At 46.0% G+C, this 17,749-nt stretch carries 16 protein-coding genes and 1 pseudogene; 11 read left to right on the top strand and 6 right to left on the bottom strand.

What is annotated here, in order from left to right:
- Positions 1–69 precede the first annotated feature (69 nt).
- On the bottom strand, positions 70–951 hold the full coding sequence (sucD, locus tag JJU34_RS14960) for a succinate--CoA ligase subunit alpha (protein ID WP_228693206.1): 882 nt from the start codon (positions 949–951) through the stop codon (positions 70–72).
- A gap of 130 nt (positions 952–1,081) precedes the next feature.
- Between sucD and JJU34_RS14955 the strand changes: the two genes are divergently transcribed.
- The 6 genes from JJU34_RS14955 to JJU34_RS14930 all read left to right on the top strand — a co-directional run bounded on the left by JJU34_RS14955 (position 1,082) and on the right by JJU34_RS14930 (position 9,285).
- Positions 1,082–4,510, top strand: a complete 3,429-nt coding sequence (locus JJU34_RS14955; RefSeq protein WP_228693205.1) for an ATP-binding protein — start codon at positions 1,082–1,084, stop codon at positions 4,508–4,510.
- A 39-nt stretch (positions 4,511–4,549) separates the two neighbouring features.
- Complete coding sequence (locus JJU34_RS14950) at positions 4,550–5,725, top strand: ATP-binding protein (protein ID WP_228693204.1); 1,176 nt, start codon at positions 4,550–4,552, stop codon at positions 5,723–5,725.
- An 8-nt stretch (positions 5,726–5,733) separates the two neighbouring features.
- On the top strand, positions 5,734–6,369 hold the full coding sequence (locus tag JJU34_RS14945) for an ATP-binding cassette domain-containing protein (RefSeq protein WP_228693313.1): 636 nt from the start codon (positions 5,734–5,736) through the stop codon (positions 6,367–6,369).
- The gene (locus JJU34_RS14940) at positions 6,366–7,586 is read left to right on the top strand and encodes an FtsX-like permease family protein (protein ID WP_228693203.1); all 1,221 of its coding nucleotides are present in this window, start codon (positions 6,366–6,368) and stop codon (positions 7,584–7,586) included. The genes JJU34_RS14945 and JJU34_RS14940 overlap by 4 nt, the downstream gene beginning before the upstream one ends.
- Positions 7,587–7,607: 21 nt before the next feature.
- Positions 7,608–8,033: a hypothetical protein gene (locus JJU34_RS14935; protein ID WP_228693202.1), complete on the top strand. Its 426-nt coding sequence runs from the start codon at positions 7,608–7,610 to the stop codon at positions 8,031–8,033.
- Between the two features lie 184 nt (positions 8,034–8,217).
- Positions 8,218–9,285: an alkane 1-monooxygenase gene (locus JJU34_RS14930; protein ID WP_228693201.1), complete on the top strand. Its 1,068-nt coding sequence runs from the start codon at positions 8,218–8,220 to the stop codon at positions 9,283–9,285.
- A gap of 84 nt (positions 9,286–9,369) precedes the next feature.
- Here JJU34_RS14930 and JJU34_RS14925 read toward each other — a convergent pair whose 3' ends face one another.
- Complete coding sequence (locus JJU34_RS14925) at positions 9,370–10,191, bottom strand: aminotransferase class IV (protein WP_228693200.1); 822 nt, start codon at positions 10,189–10,191, stop codon at positions 9,370–9,372.
- A gap of 114 nt (positions 10,192–10,305) precedes the next feature.
- Between JJU34_RS14925 and JJU34_RS14920 the strand changes: the two genes are divergently transcribed.
- Positions 10,306–10,722, top strand: coding sequence for a hypothetical protein (locus tag JJU34_RS14920; RefSeq protein ID WP_228693199.1), 417 nt, complete (start codon positions 10,306–10,308; stop codon positions 10,720–10,722).
- 10 nt (positions 10,723–10,732) lie between these two features.
- Here JJU34_RS14920 and JJU34_RS14915 read toward each other — a convergent pair whose 3' ends face one another.
- Genes JJU34_RS14915 through JJU34_RS14905 form a run of 3 tightly spaced genes read right to left on the bottom strand, consistent with a single transcriptional unit; the run spans position 10,733 to position 12,393 of the window.
- Positions 10,733–11,179: a cytochrome c gene (locus JJU34_RS14915; RefSeq protein ID WP_228693198.1), complete on the bottom strand. Its 447-nt coding sequence runs from the start codon at positions 11,177–11,179 to the stop codon at positions 10,733–10,735.
- Positions 11,166–11,816: an SCO family protein gene (locus JJU34_RS14910; protein WP_228693197.1), complete on the bottom strand. Its 651-nt coding sequence runs from the start codon at positions 11,814–11,816 to the stop codon at positions 11,166–11,168. Before JJU34_RS14910 ends, JJU34_RS14915 begins: the two co-directional genes overlap by 14 nt.
- A 40-nt stretch (positions 11,817–11,856) precedes the next feature.
- Positions 11,857–12,393 (bottom strand): CopD family protein, encoded by a 537-nt coding sequence (locus JJU34_RS14905; protein WP_228693195.1) that lies wholly within the window; start codon positions 12,391–12,393, stop codon positions 11,857–11,859.
- A gap of 50 nt (positions 12,394–12,443) precedes the next feature.
- On the opposite strand from JJU34_RS14905, the gene JJU34_RS14900 reads away from it, so the two are divergent.
- The 3 genes from JJU34_RS14900 (at position 12,444) to JJU34_RS14890 (ending at position 14,794) form a co-directional block, all read left to right on the top strand.
- A complete protein-coding gene (locus JJU34_RS14900; RefSeq protein ID WP_228693194.1) occupies positions 12,444–12,854 on the top strand; it encodes a hypothetical protein in 411 nt (136 codons plus the stop codon).
- On the top strand, positions 12,851–13,858 hold the full coding sequence (gene meaB, locus JJU34_RS14895; protein WP_228693192.1) for a methylmalonyl Co-A mutase-associated GTPase MeaB: 1,008 nt from the start codon (positions 12,851–12,853) through the stop codon (positions 13,856–13,858). The genes JJU34_RS14900 and meaB overlap by 4 nt, the downstream gene beginning before the upstream one ends.
- A 138-nt stretch (positions 13,859–13,996) precedes the next feature.
- Complete coding sequence (locus JJU34_RS14890) at positions 13,997–14,794, top strand: DUF3298 and DUF4163 domain-containing protein (protein WP_228693191.1); 798 nt, start codon at positions 13,997–13,999, stop codon at positions 14,792–14,794.
- Positions 14,795–14,813: 19 nt separating this feature from the next.
- Here the strand turns inward: JJU34_RS14890 and dnaA are convergent, their stop codons facing one another.
- On the bottom strand, positions 14,814–16,250 hold the full coding sequence (gene dnaA, locus JJU34_RS14885) for a chromosomal replication initiator protein DnaA (RefSeq protein ID WP_228693190.1): 1,437 nt from the start codon (positions 16,248–16,250) through the stop codon (positions 14,814–14,816).
- A gap of 383 nt (positions 16,251–16,633) precedes the next feature.
- Between dnaA and JJU34_RS21865 the strand changes: the two are divergent.
- Positions 16,634–17,713: pseudogene (locus JJU34_RS21865) on the top strand (methylmalonyl-CoA mutase family protein); the annotation flags it as partial.
- Positions 17,714–17,749: the final 36 nt, after the last annotated feature.

Raw genomic sequence — 17,749 nt, 5'->3', positions numbered from 1 at the left:
TTTGGTAAAAAAAATGCTGGTTAACGAAGCTCGTTAACCAGCATAAATATGTCAGTGATTCATGGCTTATTAAGCATCTACACCCAGTGCTTTAGCCATTACTTCACCTATTTCACCAGGGGTTTCGGCCACGTAAATACCGTTTTCCCGCATGATTCTCATTTTAGCCTCAGCGGTGTCGTCTTTGCCACCGATGATTGCGCCCGCATGGCCCATCCTTCGGCCTGCTGGGGCAGTTTGTCCAGCGATAAACCCAACAACGGGCTTTTTGTTGCCATTTTCTTTGATCCATCGGGCTGCGTCTGCTTCGTAGTTGCCTCCGATTTCACCGATCATCACGATAGCATCCGTTTCGGGGTCCTCCATAAGCAATTGAACAGCTTCTTTGGTAGAAGTGCCGATTATGGGATCACCTCCTATGCCAATGGCCGTAGAAACGCCCAATCCAGCCTTGGTGATTTGGTCCGCCGCTTCATAGGTAAGTGTGCCTGATTTGGATACTACCCCTACCCGGCCGGGCTTAAACACAAATCCGGGCATGATACCGACCTTGGCTTCACCTGGTGTGATAACACCCGGGCAGTTAGGGCCAATGAGTCTAGCACCTTTTTTCTTTACGTAAGGCTTCACCTTCATCATATCTTTGACCGGAATACCCTCAGTAATGGTGATAATTACCTTGATGCCAGCATCCGCTGCCTCAAGAATCGCATCAGCTGCAAATGCCGGAGGTACAAAAATAATGGATGTGTTTGCACCGGTGGCTACTACAGCGTCTTCGACCGTATTGAAAACGGGTTTCGACAGGTGCGTACTGCCTCCTTTGCCGGGAGTAACTCCCCCTACCACGTTTGTACCGTATTCGATCATCTGCTGTGCATGAAAGGAGCCTTCATTTCCGGTGAAACCCTGCACGATTACTTTTGAACTGCTATTTACTAATACACTCATAATGCGATTTTTAAAGATTTGCTACAAAATTAGAAGTTTACACCCTTTCACAAAAAGAATTGCTAAACAATATCAATTTAATTTAGAGAATAGAGAACTTTTTATAATTTTAAAATTATAACAGCAAGGTATGACCAAATCCTTACCCCACCTTCTTCTTCTTTTTTGGATTGTTGGCTCTGTGCACGGACAAACCTTCAAATCGACCAAGCAAATCAGGGGGTTTGAAATGTCCAGCGAGAACGTGATGGCTATCGAACAAGACCACAACGGATTTGTTTGGATAGCTACCGATAAGGTCATCAAATACTCGGACGGAATCAAAGAAGAAAGTATACCCGATTCCATCAATCACGCACTAAGAGGTCATAAGCAGGTATTGGTGGATCAGGACGGATGGGTGTGGGCCTACCAGGCCAGGGGGATGCCCAGACTCTTCTACATGTCGGAGGGAGATTGGCACACGGTACCTGTTGGGTTGGGAGTGGAGGCTTTCTCGATGGCTCAACCTAGTATTAAAATGCTGGTAGTAGGTGCCGGTGATTCTAAACAACTGAACATCGCAATCGATTACGAGGTACTTATTCAGAATCTGAGCGGAGACCTGCTGTTTCATGCTAGGGTTGACCCGGACGAAGCTGGACGATTTGTCTCATTTTTTATTTCCAAAGAGGGGGTTAGCTATTTTTTATTTGAAAAAGGGATATATGTAGCCGAGCAAGGCAGCCTGGAACCAATTTCTGCGGGGTTTGGGGATCGGGAACTGAATGCGGTCAGGGTAATACACAATGAGGCAGATGGTTACTATTATTACCTGGAAAAAAATAGTCTTTACAGGGGAAAGGAACTTTGGGTGGCAGATGAGTTGGTATATTCAGGCTTTTCGGAGGTAATCAATTCTGTCAGGGATGTCTCAGGAATGAACAGGTACGGTTCGGATGTTTATTTTTTTTACAACTCCCAGCTTTTTAAGGTCACCGGTAGGTCTGGGAGGATCAGCCAGATTTCCGTTTACGATGAGCTAAAGGTCGTAAATGTCCAATCCTGTATGGTAGACAGAGAAGGACAAGTGTGGATAGGTACCTATCGGGGTATGACACTGTTAGAAAGCCTGCGTTTCCAGAATTTCGATAAGAATGTTGGTTTGCCCGAAACGGATATTTCAGCCATTGTAAGCTTGGGATCAGGGAGATACGTGTTGGGATATAACAACGGATTGCAGGTATGGGAGGGGACAAAGGCGGTTAAAACAATTACGTTTTCATCGGCTCGAAATGCCCTTCTCAGTAGGGTGTTGAATTTTACCAGGGACAGGTTTGGGGGTGTTTGGTTTTCCGCCTATCAGGCTGGTGTAATGCGACTGGATGAGAATTCTCTACTCGTGAAAGAGTTCCCTTTACCAAGCAGTATACCTGTGAGTTATGTGGAAATAGACGATGATCACCTCTATGTAGTTTGCAACGAGAAGGTTTTCAAGGCAAAATTGGGTCCGAGCGGACTGGCTACTCCATTTGAAGAAGACCTGCTTTTTTTGAAGGAGGATCGAGTGAAAAATTTTATCCGAAAAATCGCCAAGTACAAAGGGAAATGGTTGATTCTAGACAACGATGGTGTCTCTGATCCTCAGGTTTTAAAAAGCAGCGAGCATCACCTTCGGATATCTGGATACGATTATCTGGAAAAAGGGGATACACTATTTATCGGAAAGGAGTCGGGGCTTTTTTACGTGGAAGGAGATTCGTTGAAGCCGTACGCTTTAGGTGAGGTGACGTTTACAAATCCGGTGTATGCGCTGAAGCGGGATGCGTCGGGAGCTGTTTGGTTGGGTACAAATTTCGGGATCATTCATCTTTCGTCGGATGGAGTCAGGCATTTCACGGAGAGAAATGGTCTGATAGGAAATGAAGTCAATCGGGGAGCCTTGTGCTTGACCGAATCGGGAAGGATTTTTATAGGAACACAAAATGGGGTTTCAGTGTATGTCCCAGAGGAAGATTATGTCCGAAAAACACCTCCCATGACTTATTTGGAACGCATAACGGTAATTTCGGACTACTTCACCTCCTCTTCCACCGCTAACATCCCGTATGCCTACAACAATGTACAGGTGGAATATCGGGCTATTAGCTTCATTCCCTGGCCCCGACTCACGGTATCGTATATGCTCAAAGGGCTACACAGCGAGTGGAAAACAATCGAAAACCCCCGTGATAACAAGTTATTTTTAAATAATCTTCCGCCAGGGGACTATCAGCTATTGCTAAAATCCAGTTTGGGAGGTGGGCTTGAATCCGACGTGGTGTACAGCGATCCATTTAAGGTGGATTACCCTTACTATTTGCAAGGTTGGTTTATTGGGATTGTGGTGCTTTTATTTGTCGGTTTGGGGATTTTGCTTAATTTTTTGTTTGTCCAATACAAATATCAGGATGTCCTGAAGAGCGATCTAAATCAAAAAACAGAGGAGATTCAGAAAACCGAAGACCAATTCAAAAACGTGTGGAACAGCTCGGAAGACGGTCTGATGCTATCTGTTGTAGGGGGCCGCGTCATCGCTGCAAATCCAGCCCTATGCCGGATGGCCGGAGTGAATGAGTCTGAATTGATCGAGAATGGTCTTTCCTATATGTTTACCGATCCCGCATACTATACAAAGAACCGGGAAACTGTGACCAAAGGGGTAGACAAAGCCAATGGGGTAACCGTGGAGATGACCATGCCTTTTAAGAATGGTGCGAGGGAGGTTGAAGTTTACATCACGCGCATGCAGGTGGATTACGAGGGAAAGCCCTTTTTCCTGAATATCATGAAGGACATTACCCAGAAAAAAGAGTATCAGCGAAGCCTCCGCCTGGCAAAAGAAAGAGCTGAAGAAGTGAGTAGGTTGAAAAGTAGTATATTGTCCAATATGAGCCATGAAATCAGGACTCCGCTAAACGGTATTTTGGGTAGTGCAGAGAATATCCTGCTAAATCACCAGGGAAATCCGGATCTGCTCGAGCAAGTTACCATCATTAAGGAAAGTGGTGATCGCCTGCTCCAAACGATCAATTCGATTCTAGATTTATCAAAGATTCAATCTGACACCAAAAGTATCGAGTTTCAAGAGGTTAACGTAGACGAACTACTTTCGAAGATTTTGCTGCCCCACAAGGCAGCAGCCGTCAAAAAGGGTATATTGCTATCGGTAAAGTACCTAGCACGACCCTTTGTGGCAAAAATACCAACTTCCGTGTTTGAAATGATCGTTAATCACATCGTTAGCAATGCGGTCAAGTATTCGGAAAAGGGAATGGTCACCGTTTGGTTGGACCAGAACGACGGTAAGTTGCTGCTGAAAGTGGCAGATCAAGGGATAGGGATCGGAAAGGAATACCTGGATAGGCTATTTGTTCCCTTTGAGCAGGAAAGTAAAGGCTATGATCGTAAATTTGAAGGTTCCGGCCTAGGCCTTGCTGTCACCAAGCATTTGCTGGACCAATTATCCGGTACAATCTCCATCCAAAGTGAAAAGGGAGTCGGTACCACCGTGGAAATAGAACTGCCACTGAGGAGTTAATCATTTCCACTGTAAATATTTATCACTAATTTTGCTTCTATGTTCTCACTGAAAATTTTAATTACCGAAGATGATACGGTGTCGGCGCTCTTGCTGAAAAAGGCACTGGAGAAAAATCATCACGAGATTATCGGAATGGCCGACTCCGGTGAGATGGCGTTGGAGATTTTGGAAAGCACGCGGGCAGACATCGTGATGATGGACATTAATCTGTCAGGGAAGCTGGATGGGATCAAGACAACGGAGATAATCAACGAGCGCTTTAATATTCCCGTGGTTTACCTAACCGCAAGTTCCGATACGGAAACCCTCCAAAAAGTAGCGGTAACCAATCCAAGCGCGTATGTGATAAAACCTTTCAATATCAGGGAATTGAACATGGTGATTGAGTTGGCCATATTCAAAGACCGAAAAGAAAAGGAGCTACAGAATCTAAATAATGAGCTGGAGGAAAAGGTAAAGCAGCGAACAGCGGATTTGAATGAAGCCAACAAAGAGCTACAGAAAGCGCTCGAAAAAGAACGCGAGCTCAGCGAGTTGAAATCCAGAATCGTTCAAAATGTATCCCACGGCTTTAAGACCCCTCTCACATCCATCCTCAGCTCTGCCCAGCTATTACAGATGTATGCCGAAAAGGATCACCCTTTTAAGGCAAAGATCAGTAAGCACGCTACCAAGATTGAAAATTCAGTCAGGAGTCTCAATAGTCTGCTTACCAGCGTGTTGTTTTTTGGCAAGGCAGATGCCGATAAAATGAACTACAAGCCCGTAAAGATCTATACCGCAGCTTTCCTCAAGGACGTGGTGGACATGGTGAAAGCGGGTATTGACAACGACGTGAAAATCGATACCAAGTTTGACAAGCTTCCCAAGATGATCACGACGGATATGGATCTGCTCTATCAAATACTGGAGAATCTGCTTGCCAATGCCGTAAAGTACTCCAAAGACGGTGGAATGGTTGAATTTAAAGTTTGGGTAGAGGAAAGCAGATTAAAAGCAGAAATCAGGGATTATGGAATCGGCATTCCCCCTTCGGAACAGGCGCAGTTATTCGACCGGTTTTTCAGAGGAAAGAATGTGGGGCTGCGGGAAGGGTCCGGACTTGGGCTTTCTATCGTCAAAAAATGCGTGGAGGTAATTGGTGGAGAGGTGTCGTTTGAATCAGAAGTCAATAAAGGCACAACTTTTTACCTGGAAATCCCGATAAAGTAATCATGGCCATGATTTTGAAAGCTACCCAATTAGCATTTGCATATAACGATACCACCAGATTTGAACTTCCAGACATCGAACTGGGCCCTGGGGAGGAACTCCTGGTGCTCGGACAGTCGGGCTCCGGAAAGACTACCCTCCTTAATATCCTTGGTGGCTTACTCAAGCCCCAAAAGGGAGAAGTTACCATAAACGGCAAATCACTTTACCGGCTAGAGGGTAACTCCTTGGATAAGTTTCGCGGAAAACACATCGGAATCGTGTTCCAAAAGCCACATTTATTGACAGCTTTAAGCGTCGTAGAGAATCTCCAAGTGGCCAATTACTTCGTTGGAAAAGACAGGTCAGACCTGATAGAGAAAAATTTGGAAGAGCTCGGTATCCTGGACAAAAAGAAGGCAAAAGTTACCACTTTGAGCGAAGGCGAAGCGCAACGCGTGTCAATTGCCCGGGCCCTAGCCAATGAACCTTTGGTGATTTTGGCAGATGAACCCACCGCGAGCTTGGACGATACCAATGCAGAGGCCGTCATCCGCTTGTTGAAGGCCCAAGCAAAACGATTGGGCGCAGCCTTGATCGTCGTCACCCATGATCAGCGAGTTAAAAACCATATTTCAAACCACCTGACCATCGGAAAGGCATGAATTTACTAAAACTGAGTTGGAAATACTTGGTGGCAAAGCCACTCAATACTGGATTGAATATCCTTCTCCTTGCATTGGGATTGGCGATTATCACGGTACTCCTCCTGATGCAGGATCAGTTCGAGAATAAGATGAACAAAGATGCTGTGGGCATTGATTTGGTGGTGGGGGCAAAAGGGAGTCCCCTGCAGTTGGTGCTTTCATCGGTCTATCACATCGATTTCCCGACCGGTAATATCGACCTGAAGGAAGCCGTGGGAGTTTCCAGAAATCGCCTCATTAAAAACGTAATTCCTCTGGGAATGGGCGATAATTTTCAGGGATATCGGATAGTGGGCACCAACCACGATTACCTGGAGCTCTATCAGGTGTCTTTTCAAGAAGGGAAACCTTGGGAGGTTCCATTTGAGGTAGTCTTGGGGGCTAGTGCGGCAGATAAGTTGAATTTGAGGTTGGGTGACACCTTTGTCGGGTCTCACGGGATCGGTTCTGCTAGTCATGACCACGACGAGCACGATTACGTAGTCACGGGTATTTTGGATAAGAAAGGCAGTGTGGTAGATCAGTTGATATTGACCAGTATCGAATCGGTCTGGTTTACCCACGATGAAGCCCACGACCATGAGATCATGCACCGTCCAGTAGCGAAGACGGGATTTCCGGAAACCGATGAAGACCGGGAAGTTACCTCTCTATTGGTGAAATATAGCAATCCTATAGCGGCTGTTCAGCTTCCTAGGTTTATCAATAGCAGAAGTTCGCTTCAGGCAGCCTCACCGTCTTTTGAAATTTCCCGGTTGTTTGAATTGTTGGGTGTAGGTGTAACCCTGATACAGGGATTGGCCGTTATTATCATTGTTATTTCAGGGCTAGGCATATTTATTGCGTTGTACAATTCACTGAAGGAGCGAAAATACGATTTGGCAGTGATGAGGGCTATCGGGGCATCCAAAGGGCAGTTATTTCTCCATGTGCTACTGGAGGGTGTGTTGCTAACCTTTCTCGGTGCTTTGTTGGGTTTAGGTTTAGGACACTTTTTTCTGCTGCTACTGGTTCTTAACTTTGACCAAGGGGCTTTGTCTTCTCTTAGCGCAAATGTCTTCCTTCAGGAGGAACTTTATCTGGTTCTGTTTGCTTTAGGTGTTGGGGTCTTGGCTTCTTTGATTCCGGCCTATAATGCCTACCGAACAGATATCGCAAATCAATTGACCAAATAATACGTAGAAACGATGACAACTATGAAATATACATTGGGGTTTTTAGTCGCTATGATGCTGAGTACGGCCCTTTCTGCGCAAAATTCTGTCTGGAAGGATCTATCTGAGGTGACTTATAAGATTGGACAGGACGAATGGGGAGAGTTGTACCTGCCGGTTTTTGGGCCGAAAATCAAACAAATAGAAGGCACAGTGGTCGAGGCAGATGGTTACATCATCCCTTTTGAGGGTATGTTTAAGCCAGAACACATCATTCTATCTTCTCTGCCGCTAGCGGAATGTTTCTTTTGTGGGTCAGGTGGACCAGAAACCGTGATGGAAGTGATGTTGAAAAACCCTATTACGTACACTTCCAAGCGTGTTAAAGTTCGAGGTACACTGACGCTAAATGACAAGGATCCGGAAAAACTGATGTACATCCTCACCGATGCCCAACTGATTAACTAGTATTTCAGAATCAGGTTTTGCATCATTCGGGAGTTCGCCTGTCAATTTCGGAGGGAAGTATTTTTGGCTATTTGACATCAAACATAGGATAGAAATACGGCAATAGATCCAGTTTTTATCGAATTGAAATTTTTTTATATTAGGGCTTTTCCTACCTAATTTGGCAGACAAAAGGCTTCCTGTAATGAAAGATCTGAAATACCTTTTGGCTTACTCCATTCCTGTTTCGGCTATCCTAGCTATACATTGGCAGGGATGGTGGTCTTGGGCTACGGTCGTGTTGGCATTCGGGATATTTCCGTTGCTGGATATCGTACTTCCTTTTTCTACAGCCAATTATACCCAAGAGGAGGAAAAGCGAAGGCTATCCAACCGTGTTTTTGACCTCCTTTTGTACCTCTGCCCGCTGATTTGCTATGGATTGGTATACCTCTACTTCAACCGTTTGGCGTTGGGTGGATTGGAAACCTACGAGCGGGTAGGACTCACATGTAGTATCGGTGTGGTACTGGGTGCACTTGGGATCAACGTATCTCATGAACTGGGGCATCGCGCCAATAAGTGGGAGCAATTGTTAGCCAAAGCGGGGTTGCTGCCCGTTCTGTACCAACATTTCTTTATCGAGCACAATAGAGGTCATCACAAACATGTAGCCACAGATAAGGACCCTGCCTCTGCCAGAAAAAATGAATCGCTGTATGCCTTTTTCGTTCGCTCCATCGTGGGACAATACTTCGGCGCGTGGGAGTTGGAAAATAGACGTTTGATTAAAAAAGGACGATCCATTTTCTCATGGCAAAATGAAATGATTCGATTTACGGTATACCAAGCAGTATACTTGTTGGTTGTGGCGTCATTTTTCGGTTGGAGTTTGATTCCTTATGCGTTGGCTATCGCTCTTATCGGTGTTTTGTTGCTAGAGACCATCAATTACATCGAGCATTACGGCTTGAGAAGGAGGGTACTGTCCAATGGCAGACCAGAGCGCGTAGTACCCAAACATTCCTGGAATTCAGACCATGAAATGGGGAGGATTGTCCTTTTTGAACTCACCCGGCATTCGGACCACCATTACGTGGCATCCCGGAAATACCAAATTTTGCGGCATTTGGATGAAAGCCCTCAATTGCCTACCGGGTATCCGGGCAGTATGCTCGTGGCGCTTATTCCTCCGCTGTGGTTTTACCTAATGAACAGTCGCTTGGATAGGCATAACCGCCGGTCGGAGCAGTATTGGATAAAGAGGACCTGATGGATCGACAGAAAAGGTGTCTATTCGCTTCCTCGTGGTATGTTGCTGTTGTTTTTTTAGCCACCTGCACTAACCCTTCACCCGCTATAAAATTGCCGCAGCCTCAAACTGTTCAAAGGCTTTCATAAGTTCTCCTGTTACTGGGCCCGGTTTACCATTTCCAATCACCGCATCGTCTATAGAAGTAATCGGTAATATGCGCTTGGTGGTGCTGGTAATGAATACTTCATCCGCCTGCAAAATCTCCTCCATGCGAATGTCCCGAACAGTAACTTTCTGTGCCAGAGCCATAACTTTTTGACGGGTGATGCCTTTCAGAATATGTTTTTCCGGAGTGGAGATTTGGCTGTCCTTGACCATAAACACATTGCTTCGGGAACTCTCCGAAACGATTCCCTCATGGTAGTATAGCACGTCTTCTACTCCCTGCGTCTGCCATTCGGTGCTCAAAAGAACAGGCAGGGTGTAGTTGGTAGTTTTTATTTCGGCAATGGGACGTACGTAGTCTACACTGGCCAATTTTACACCGTGGGCATACTTGTCAGGTCCAGGTAGCTTCAGCGGTTCGCAAAATATGAACAGTTTTCCCTCGGCGGGACTGAAGAAATTTTCTGAAACTCCACCGGACAGTACCATGCGGATACCACCATTTTCAAGATGGTTTTTGTCGATGAGCTCTTCGATAATTGACCTGAGAGCAGCTTTGTCATAGGCCAAGGGTAGTCGGGCACTGGCTGCGGACTGAGTAAACCTATTGAGGTAGTCTTCCAAAAAAAGAGGGGTGGAATGGACTGTCCTAAGAAAGTCAAAAATAGCATATCCCCGAATCAATCCAATATCCAAGGGGTGCAGGCTGGCAAGTTGGCTTTCCAGGATCCGGTCTCCGGCAAAACAAAATGGCTTCATAGCGGTTTTTTTGTGATTTCAAATGGTTTAGTCTGTCGGAGAATTTCCCATACTCCCTGGGTTGTCAGTGGCAATCTGACTATCTTTGTGCAAAGATAAACGTACTAGAATAGAATGAAATCGATCTGGATAATTTTGGCGGTATGGAGTCCACTTTTTCTTTCTTCTTGTGGAGGTGGCGAGTCACAGGTGGAAGCCTTGAAGCGAGAAGTAATCGGCGTCCACGACGAAGTGATGCCCTTGATGGGTGAACTTAAGACCTATCAGCGGTCACTGACGGAGAAAGCAGCGGAATTGAAGGAGCAGGGTATAGATGCTGCAGAGGTATCCGCCTTCGAGGAAGCCGCCAAGGCATGTGCAGATGCTTATGACGGGATGTTTGTCTGGATGCGTCAGTTTGATCCAAAGGTGGAAGACATGGAGGAAAGTGAGGCGATCCGGTACCTAGAGGATCAGGAGAAAAAAGTAGCCGTTGTAAACTTAGATATTAAGAAAGCCTTGGAACAGGCTGAAATACTGCTGGAAAAGTAACCAAAGAGGTTTAAGGAGCTAAAAACTGATTGATTTCATCCACGGTGTATAACGTTTCCTCGCCTCCCCAGTTGGTGAAAATATAGGTCATCAGTTGGGCGATTTCGATCGATTTAAGGGTGGGATTTCCCGGCATGGGCTGGTTGTAAGTTTGGCCATTCACCACGATTTCCCCCTTTAGCCCGTAGCGAATAATGCGCGCGCTCCTAGCGGGATTCTCCAGCATGTAGTCAGCATTTTTTAGAGGTGGAATCAATAATCCAAGTCCTGCGCCGTCTTTCTGATGGCAGTTGCTGCAATGCTGGATATATAGCTCTCTTCCCGCAATCGCATACTGTTTGGTTTTTAAGTCCTTTATGCGGTTTAGGTTTTTGGGGTCCTCCGGTGTCTTACTGTTACAGCCCATGACCCAAACCAATCCGAGAAACCAGAAAAAACGAAGACTAGCTGGAGACATGTTCGTTCAGTAGTTTCGGGATATCCTTCATGAGACGGTCCACTTGGTCTTCCTTGGTTCCGTCATAAACACCGCGGATTCTTCCTTGGCGGTCCACCAATACAAAAGCCCCGCTGTGTAGGTACCCTCCCAATTCGTTTTTGTCCTCCATCGCAGTGGTCAGGTAGCTAGTCTGACCTATTTCAAAAATCCGCTCCTGATCACCAGTTAGAAAATTCCAGGTACGGGCATTGGGTACGCCCAATCGAACGGCGTAATCGGCCAATAATTCGACGGTATCGTGTTCCGGGTCGATGGTATGACTGAGGATCAAAAAGTCGGGTTCATCCTGGAATCTTTCGTAAACCCGTAGCATTTGAGTTTTCATGATGGGACAGATGGTAGGGCAGCTTGTGAAGAAAAAGTCCGCCACATACACTTTACCTTCCACGTTCTTGCTGGAAAGTGTTGACCCCTCTTGGTTTTGGAATTCGAAAGGGGCGATCCGATGGTACACCGTATCAACCACGGGTTTTCCGTCTACCAGTATTTCTTCGGTATATTTGTTGCCAAGTATTGGAAGCTTCCCGCTGTCTCCGCCACAGGATGAAAATCCAATCAACGCCGTTATTGCAAGGGTAGGCCACAGATTTCGCATGGGTATCGTGTTTAGTTGAAATGACAAAGATCGGTATGTATTAGTTCCTTGTTCGAATGGTTTTGTAGAGCTTTATACCCAGCATAAGGATTATTCCAAGGCCAACGATGCCGACAATTCCCCAGACCATACTCATCAGGGTTTTGGCTACGATTAAGAAAACGATTGCAAACAGCAGGAGAGTGGAGGCTTCGTTCCACATACGCAGCTGTCCGCTACTCCAGGTAAATTTTCCTTGTTGCAATTTTTTAAAAATGACATGGCAGGTGAAATGGTACGCATACAGCAAAACGACAAATACCAGTTTCGCCTGCATAAAGGGAAGTTCAAGATACCCCCATCGGTAACTGAGTACCCAAGTCCCGAAAATCAATGTCAGTATCGCCGAGGGCCAAGTAATGATATACCAAAGCCTGTAGGCCATCAAGTCTAACTGGGGCTTCAAAATGGCCTGCTCTGGCTCTGGGCGATCCATGCACTCCCGCTGGTAAATAAATAGTCTGACGATATAGAACAACCCTGCAAACCAGGTGACCATAAAAATTATATGCAGTGCTTTGATGTATTCGAATGCCATTTCGGTAATTTTGTTCGAAATTAAGTTTTTAACGCTTAAAACAGTAAAGCATGAGGAGGAATTATTTGTTTTATGCGATCTTGTTGGTAGTCGTTGCCGTAGTGGCATGGGTGATTAGCGATACGGTCTCCCAGCCTGGGGTAGGAGATCTCAGCGGACAGTATGAGGAGCTTGCTTTCGAACGGAATGAAAACAATACCGGACCGGTGGTAAGAATTTACCTTGTCTACACACCTGAGAGTAATTGGGAAGAAATGGAGGTCTATGGTAACTTCATGCCCCACACCAAGTATGGTATCACACGCGTTTTCTTTGTCAATGGACGGTTGGATGGGAAGATTGCATTGGACCTCAAGTATCCACATATTCCGGACGAAATCCAAAAAATCTGTATAGGCCAGTATGAAAAGTCTCCCATGGGCGAGGTAAGGTTGAAAAGATTTCCTTTTGAAGAGCTATGAGTGGGGCGTTGGAACATCGGCCTCGGAGAAGAATGGATCTGGAGGAGTATCTTCAGGGAGTCATGACGGGTGACCGAACCATACTCAGCAGGGCGATCACCTTGGTCGAAAGCACGTTGGCGTCTGATAAGCAGGTAGCAGGACGACTCATGGAGCGGCTGATGCCTTACACGGGAAATTCAATACGCATAGGGATCACCGGTGCGCCCGGAGTAGGGAAGAGCACCTTTATAGATGGTTTGGGCGGGCTGATGACCGCTGCTGGTCATAAGGTGGCCGTGTTAGCGGTGGATCCTAGCAGTCAGGAAACCAAAGGAAGTATCTTAGGTGATAAGACCCGCATGCAGGCTTTGAGCCAAAACCCGGCTGCTTATATTCGTCCCTCTCCGTCTAAAGGGATGCTCGGAGGGATTGGAGCGACCACAAGAGAGAGTTCGCTCCTCTGTGAGGCCGCAGGATTTGACCGAATCCTTGTAGAGACCGTGGGAGTGGGGCAGTCAGAGGTATCGGTGAAGGAAATGGTGGATTTTTTTGTGCTGTTGACCATGCCTGGCGCAGGTGATGAGCTTCAGGGAATCAAAAAAGGGATTATGGAGATGGCGGATCTGGTGGTTATTAACAAGGCGGATGGAGAGCGCCTCCACGCGGCCCGCATCGCCCAGCAAGAAGTGGTGAATGCGCTACATCTATTTCCCCCAAAACGTAGCGGATGGACCCCCCGGGTATGTGCCTGTTCTTCGAAAGATGCCAAAGGATTGGATCAGGTCCTTTTGGTATTGGACGAATTTACTCGGCAAATCGTCGTCTCAGGTTTCATGGAGTCAAACCGTTCGGAGCAACGGGTGCACTGGTTGATGCAGCAGCTCCAGTATTTGCTCGAAAGGCATTTTTTTGAGCATGCTGAAGTCAGAAGGGAAATGTCCCAAGTAAGGGAGCAAGTCCGACAGGGTCAGGTATCCTCAATCGCAGCGGCTAATCGATTAATGGAATTGTTTTTGAAGTAGCCAATGAAATGGGTATGCCGATGGTTAAAAGTCAACAGGTGAAAGTCATACTTAGGCTGTCTCATTGCACTACTGGGTCGGCATCTTTCGATATAGATAGGGATTGCAACTTACAGATTGGAAAAAAAAATTATACACATGCATATAGTCATTGAAAGGTTTTTGGGATTTTTGCTCATGTCAACGGTCATCTTGGTTTCCTGTAGTTCCGGAAACTCCCGCATGGATGGGACAAAAGATGGACCTGAGGTCCCCAAGACCATCGCGAAAAACTACGAAAGGTGTGTGGGGGAAAACTGTGTGACAGTAGATCTTGCATTTCCACGATATGAAGGCAGCGACTCTCTTGGTATAGCGATGAATTCTCAGATCGAGGAATTCCTGTCCGTTGCCCTCACTTGGGGAGAGGATGGTCTTTTCTTTGAAGACTTTGAGGCGGCCATAGATCATTTTATGGCTTCATTCGAGGTAGCCGAAACCGATGGGTACAACGGTATGGATTGGATGATCGAATTGAATGGGACCGAAGTGTTTCGATCCAGTGATTTGATCACGTTAAAATTTACTACGTTTTATTTCACAGGTGGAGCGCATCCAAACAGCACCCATGTTTTGTTGACATTTGACCTAGATCACGGAGGAATCCGGCTTAAAAACGAAGATTTGATTTTAGATAGAGAGGCGTTGGCTATCCGGGGTATGGAGGCTTTTAGGGTTCATCATGATGTACAGGAAGGGGTTTCCTTGGAAGAAGATGGGCGTTTTTTCTTGGAGAACGGAACGTTCTTTCTCCCGCAGGCGATGGGCTATTCTGAGGGGGACTTTGTGCTCCTGTTTAATCCGTATGAAATTGGACCTTATGTGATGGGTATCACCGAAATTGGCATTCCACTTTCTGAGTTAAACGGGGTCGTGAGGCAGCCCGTTTTCCGCTAATTGGGTTTGCTCAGAAAAATTAGTAAGATTTCATTTTAAACTTCTTTCGAAGTTCTGTAATGGATGCTTTAAAGGAATTATCAGTTTCCATCAAATCGTTTACAGTTTGCACGGCGTGGATAACTGTGCTGTGGTCCCTGCCGCCAAAATGATAGCCAATGGATTTCAATGAGTGGTTTGTGAATTCTTTCGAAAAGTACATAGCCACCTGCCGTGCCGTTACGATTTCTTTTTTCCGGGTTTTGGCTTTGAGGTCATCCAGTTTGATATCGTAATAATCTGCACAGGTTTTTTGGATAAAGTCTATACCTACCTCTGCCTCGATGTCTTTGACAATGTTTTTCATGATTGTCTTGGCAAGGCTTAAGTCGATATCTACCCTGTTCAGCGAAGCGTGAGCGATCAGCGAAATCATGACACCTTCTAGCTCCCGCACGTTGGTGTCCACAGTATAGGCCAAGTACTCGATCACATCTTCGGGTATGGAGATTCCCTCACTCTGCATTTTACGCTTGATGATGGCCACGCGGGTTTCAAAATCCGGCATCTGAAGATCCGTGGTGAGTCCCCATTTAAACCGGGACAATAGCCGCTCCTCCAAGCCCATAAGGTCTTTGGGGGCGCAGTCAGAGGTCATCACAATTTGTTTTTTGTTTTGATGCAGGTGATTGAAGATGTGGAAAAACATCTCCTGGGTACGACCCTTCCCTGCTAAAAACTGAATATCGTCGATGATCAAAACATCCACCTGCATGTAAAAATTAGTGAATGGTTTGACATTACCATCCTTGATGGCATCTAAGAATTGGTTCACAAATTTCTCAGAGGAAACGTACAGTACGAATTTGTCGTCTAGGTTGTTTTTTATTTCGTTTCCAATGGCTTGCACCAGGTGAGTCTTGCCCAGTCCCACCCCACCATATATCAATAAGGGGTTGAAAGAGGTGATTCCGGGCTTGTTGGCAACGGCAAACCCTGCGGATCTTGCCAGGCGGTTGCAATCGCCCTCGATGAAATTGCTGAAGGTATAGGTTTCAATTAGGTTGGATTGCAGGGTCGTTTCCGCATTTAACGAGGGAAGATCAAAAGGACTCTGATCATTGGCTTCGCCGGCAGTTACGGCCTGTTTTTCTTTGATTTTTTTAGCCGATTTGTTGCCCTGAGGAAAACTGACCACATAGGGCTGGTTTTGCGAATTTCCTCTATCAACCACCACCGCATATTCCAACTGACCATTTGGCCCCATCACGGTTTTGATGGCAAGTTTTAGCACGTCAACATAGTGCTCTTCAATCCATTCGTAAAAAAACTGGCTAGGCACCTGGATAGTCAGGGTAGAGCCATCCATTCTCACCGGGTTTATGGGAGTAAACCAAGTAGAAAAGCTTTGCTCGTTAACGTGTTTTTCGATTACACGTAGGCACTCCATCCATATCGCGCTTGCTTCTGCACCCATTGTAATAAAATCGCATTAAGAAGATTCATTCGCCCTATACGTACCGACGAAGGGAGACAAATTTGTTAAAAAGAAAAGAAAATAAAAAATCCTTTTTGACTTGACTTTTTTACTTTCTCGCTTGATTTGATGTATTCGCTGTTTTTAATTTTTCATTTTTTTCTCTGCCTCAATCGTACCTAGATTTAGTGTAATTTTGACCCCCTGATTTATGATTTCTAGAATCATCAATGGCTGCGAAAGTAAACTGTTTTTTTCGAGCTGATTGTCTTTTGCCCAAGGAATATTTAGCACATGAATCCTCGGAAATAGCAGGCAAAAGGAGTACATTTGAACAGGTGAGTGTCCTCACCGCGTATTGTTTTTAATGTTTTCCTGCGTATATGAGCCTATTGGATGATCCATTTCAGCCTACAGATAAAGAGCAATGGTTAGCACTTATGCAAGCGGAAGGACTGGATCTATCCCGTGCAAAAGTGGAAATAGAGGAAGGGTTAGTGGTGGACGCCGTATATACCCATAAGGATTCCATTCCCTTTTTAACTCCTTATGAAAACCGTATCAGAGAATTCAAGTCAAACTCCCGAGCTTGGGAAAATATCATTGAGATAAGAGAGCAGCCCGACCGCGGTATGAAAGCCTCGATCCATGCTGCACTGACAGACGGCGTGGATGGCCTGCTGGTTTCGCTTTCTGAATCCTCTGATTTGGATGTGGTTTTTGAGGGAGTTTTGTTGGAGCATGTAGGGATTTGGATTAAGATTATCGGAGATCCCTTGCCGTTTTTGGATACCTTTTCGCGATGGCTACAAGCCAAAGACAATCCAAAGGAGGAAGTCCAAGGGGGGATTCTCTGGACTAGGCAACAGCTCGGACATTTGGGTGAAGGTTCGCTCGATAGGTCGTCGGGATTTCGGTTCCTATTGGGATTAGCCCGTTTTCGCTGTTTGGGGGTCGGCCTACCCAAGGACGCCCGACCAACGAAGAACCTGCTCGCCCTCTTAGACCTATTTTTGTTGGTGAAGACCAAGCTTTCACTACCGATGTCAGCATGGAGCCCTGCGTTTATGGTTCAGGTTACGGTTGGGGAGCAGTTTCTGACTCAGATCTCCCTGCTTCGGGCCATGAAGGTTTTGGTTCACCAGCTGAATTTGTTTTTTGGTAGGCAAAATCATCCTGCTGGGAACTATGTGTTGGCGGTGAGTTCGCCAAAGGGTGAGGACGGCTATCAATCGTTGATTCGCCATACTACACAGAGCGTTTCAGCCATTCTAGGCGGGGTAGACGGGCTCTTACTACACCCACACGAAAGTTGGGTCGGTGAAACAACCGGCTTTAAAAGCAAAGTAAGTCATCAGGTAGGTCGAATTTTGGGGGAGGAATCCTTTTTGGCACAGGTACTCGATCCCATAGGGGGTTCTTATTATATTGAAAATTTGACTTGGACGCTATTGTCCGGACTGACCGACACTATTCAGAATAGGCTGCCGGGTTTTCAG

Origin of the sequence: Lunatimonas sp., from assembly GCF_020832325.1 — a bacterium.
In the GTDB taxonomy this organism is placed as follows: domain Bacteria; phylum Bacteroidota; class Bacteroidia; order Cytophagales; family Cyclobacteriaceae; genus Lunatimonas.
The sequence above is the reverse complement of the archived record's forward strand: the minus strand, read 5'-3'. Positions and strand labels throughout refer to the sequence as shown.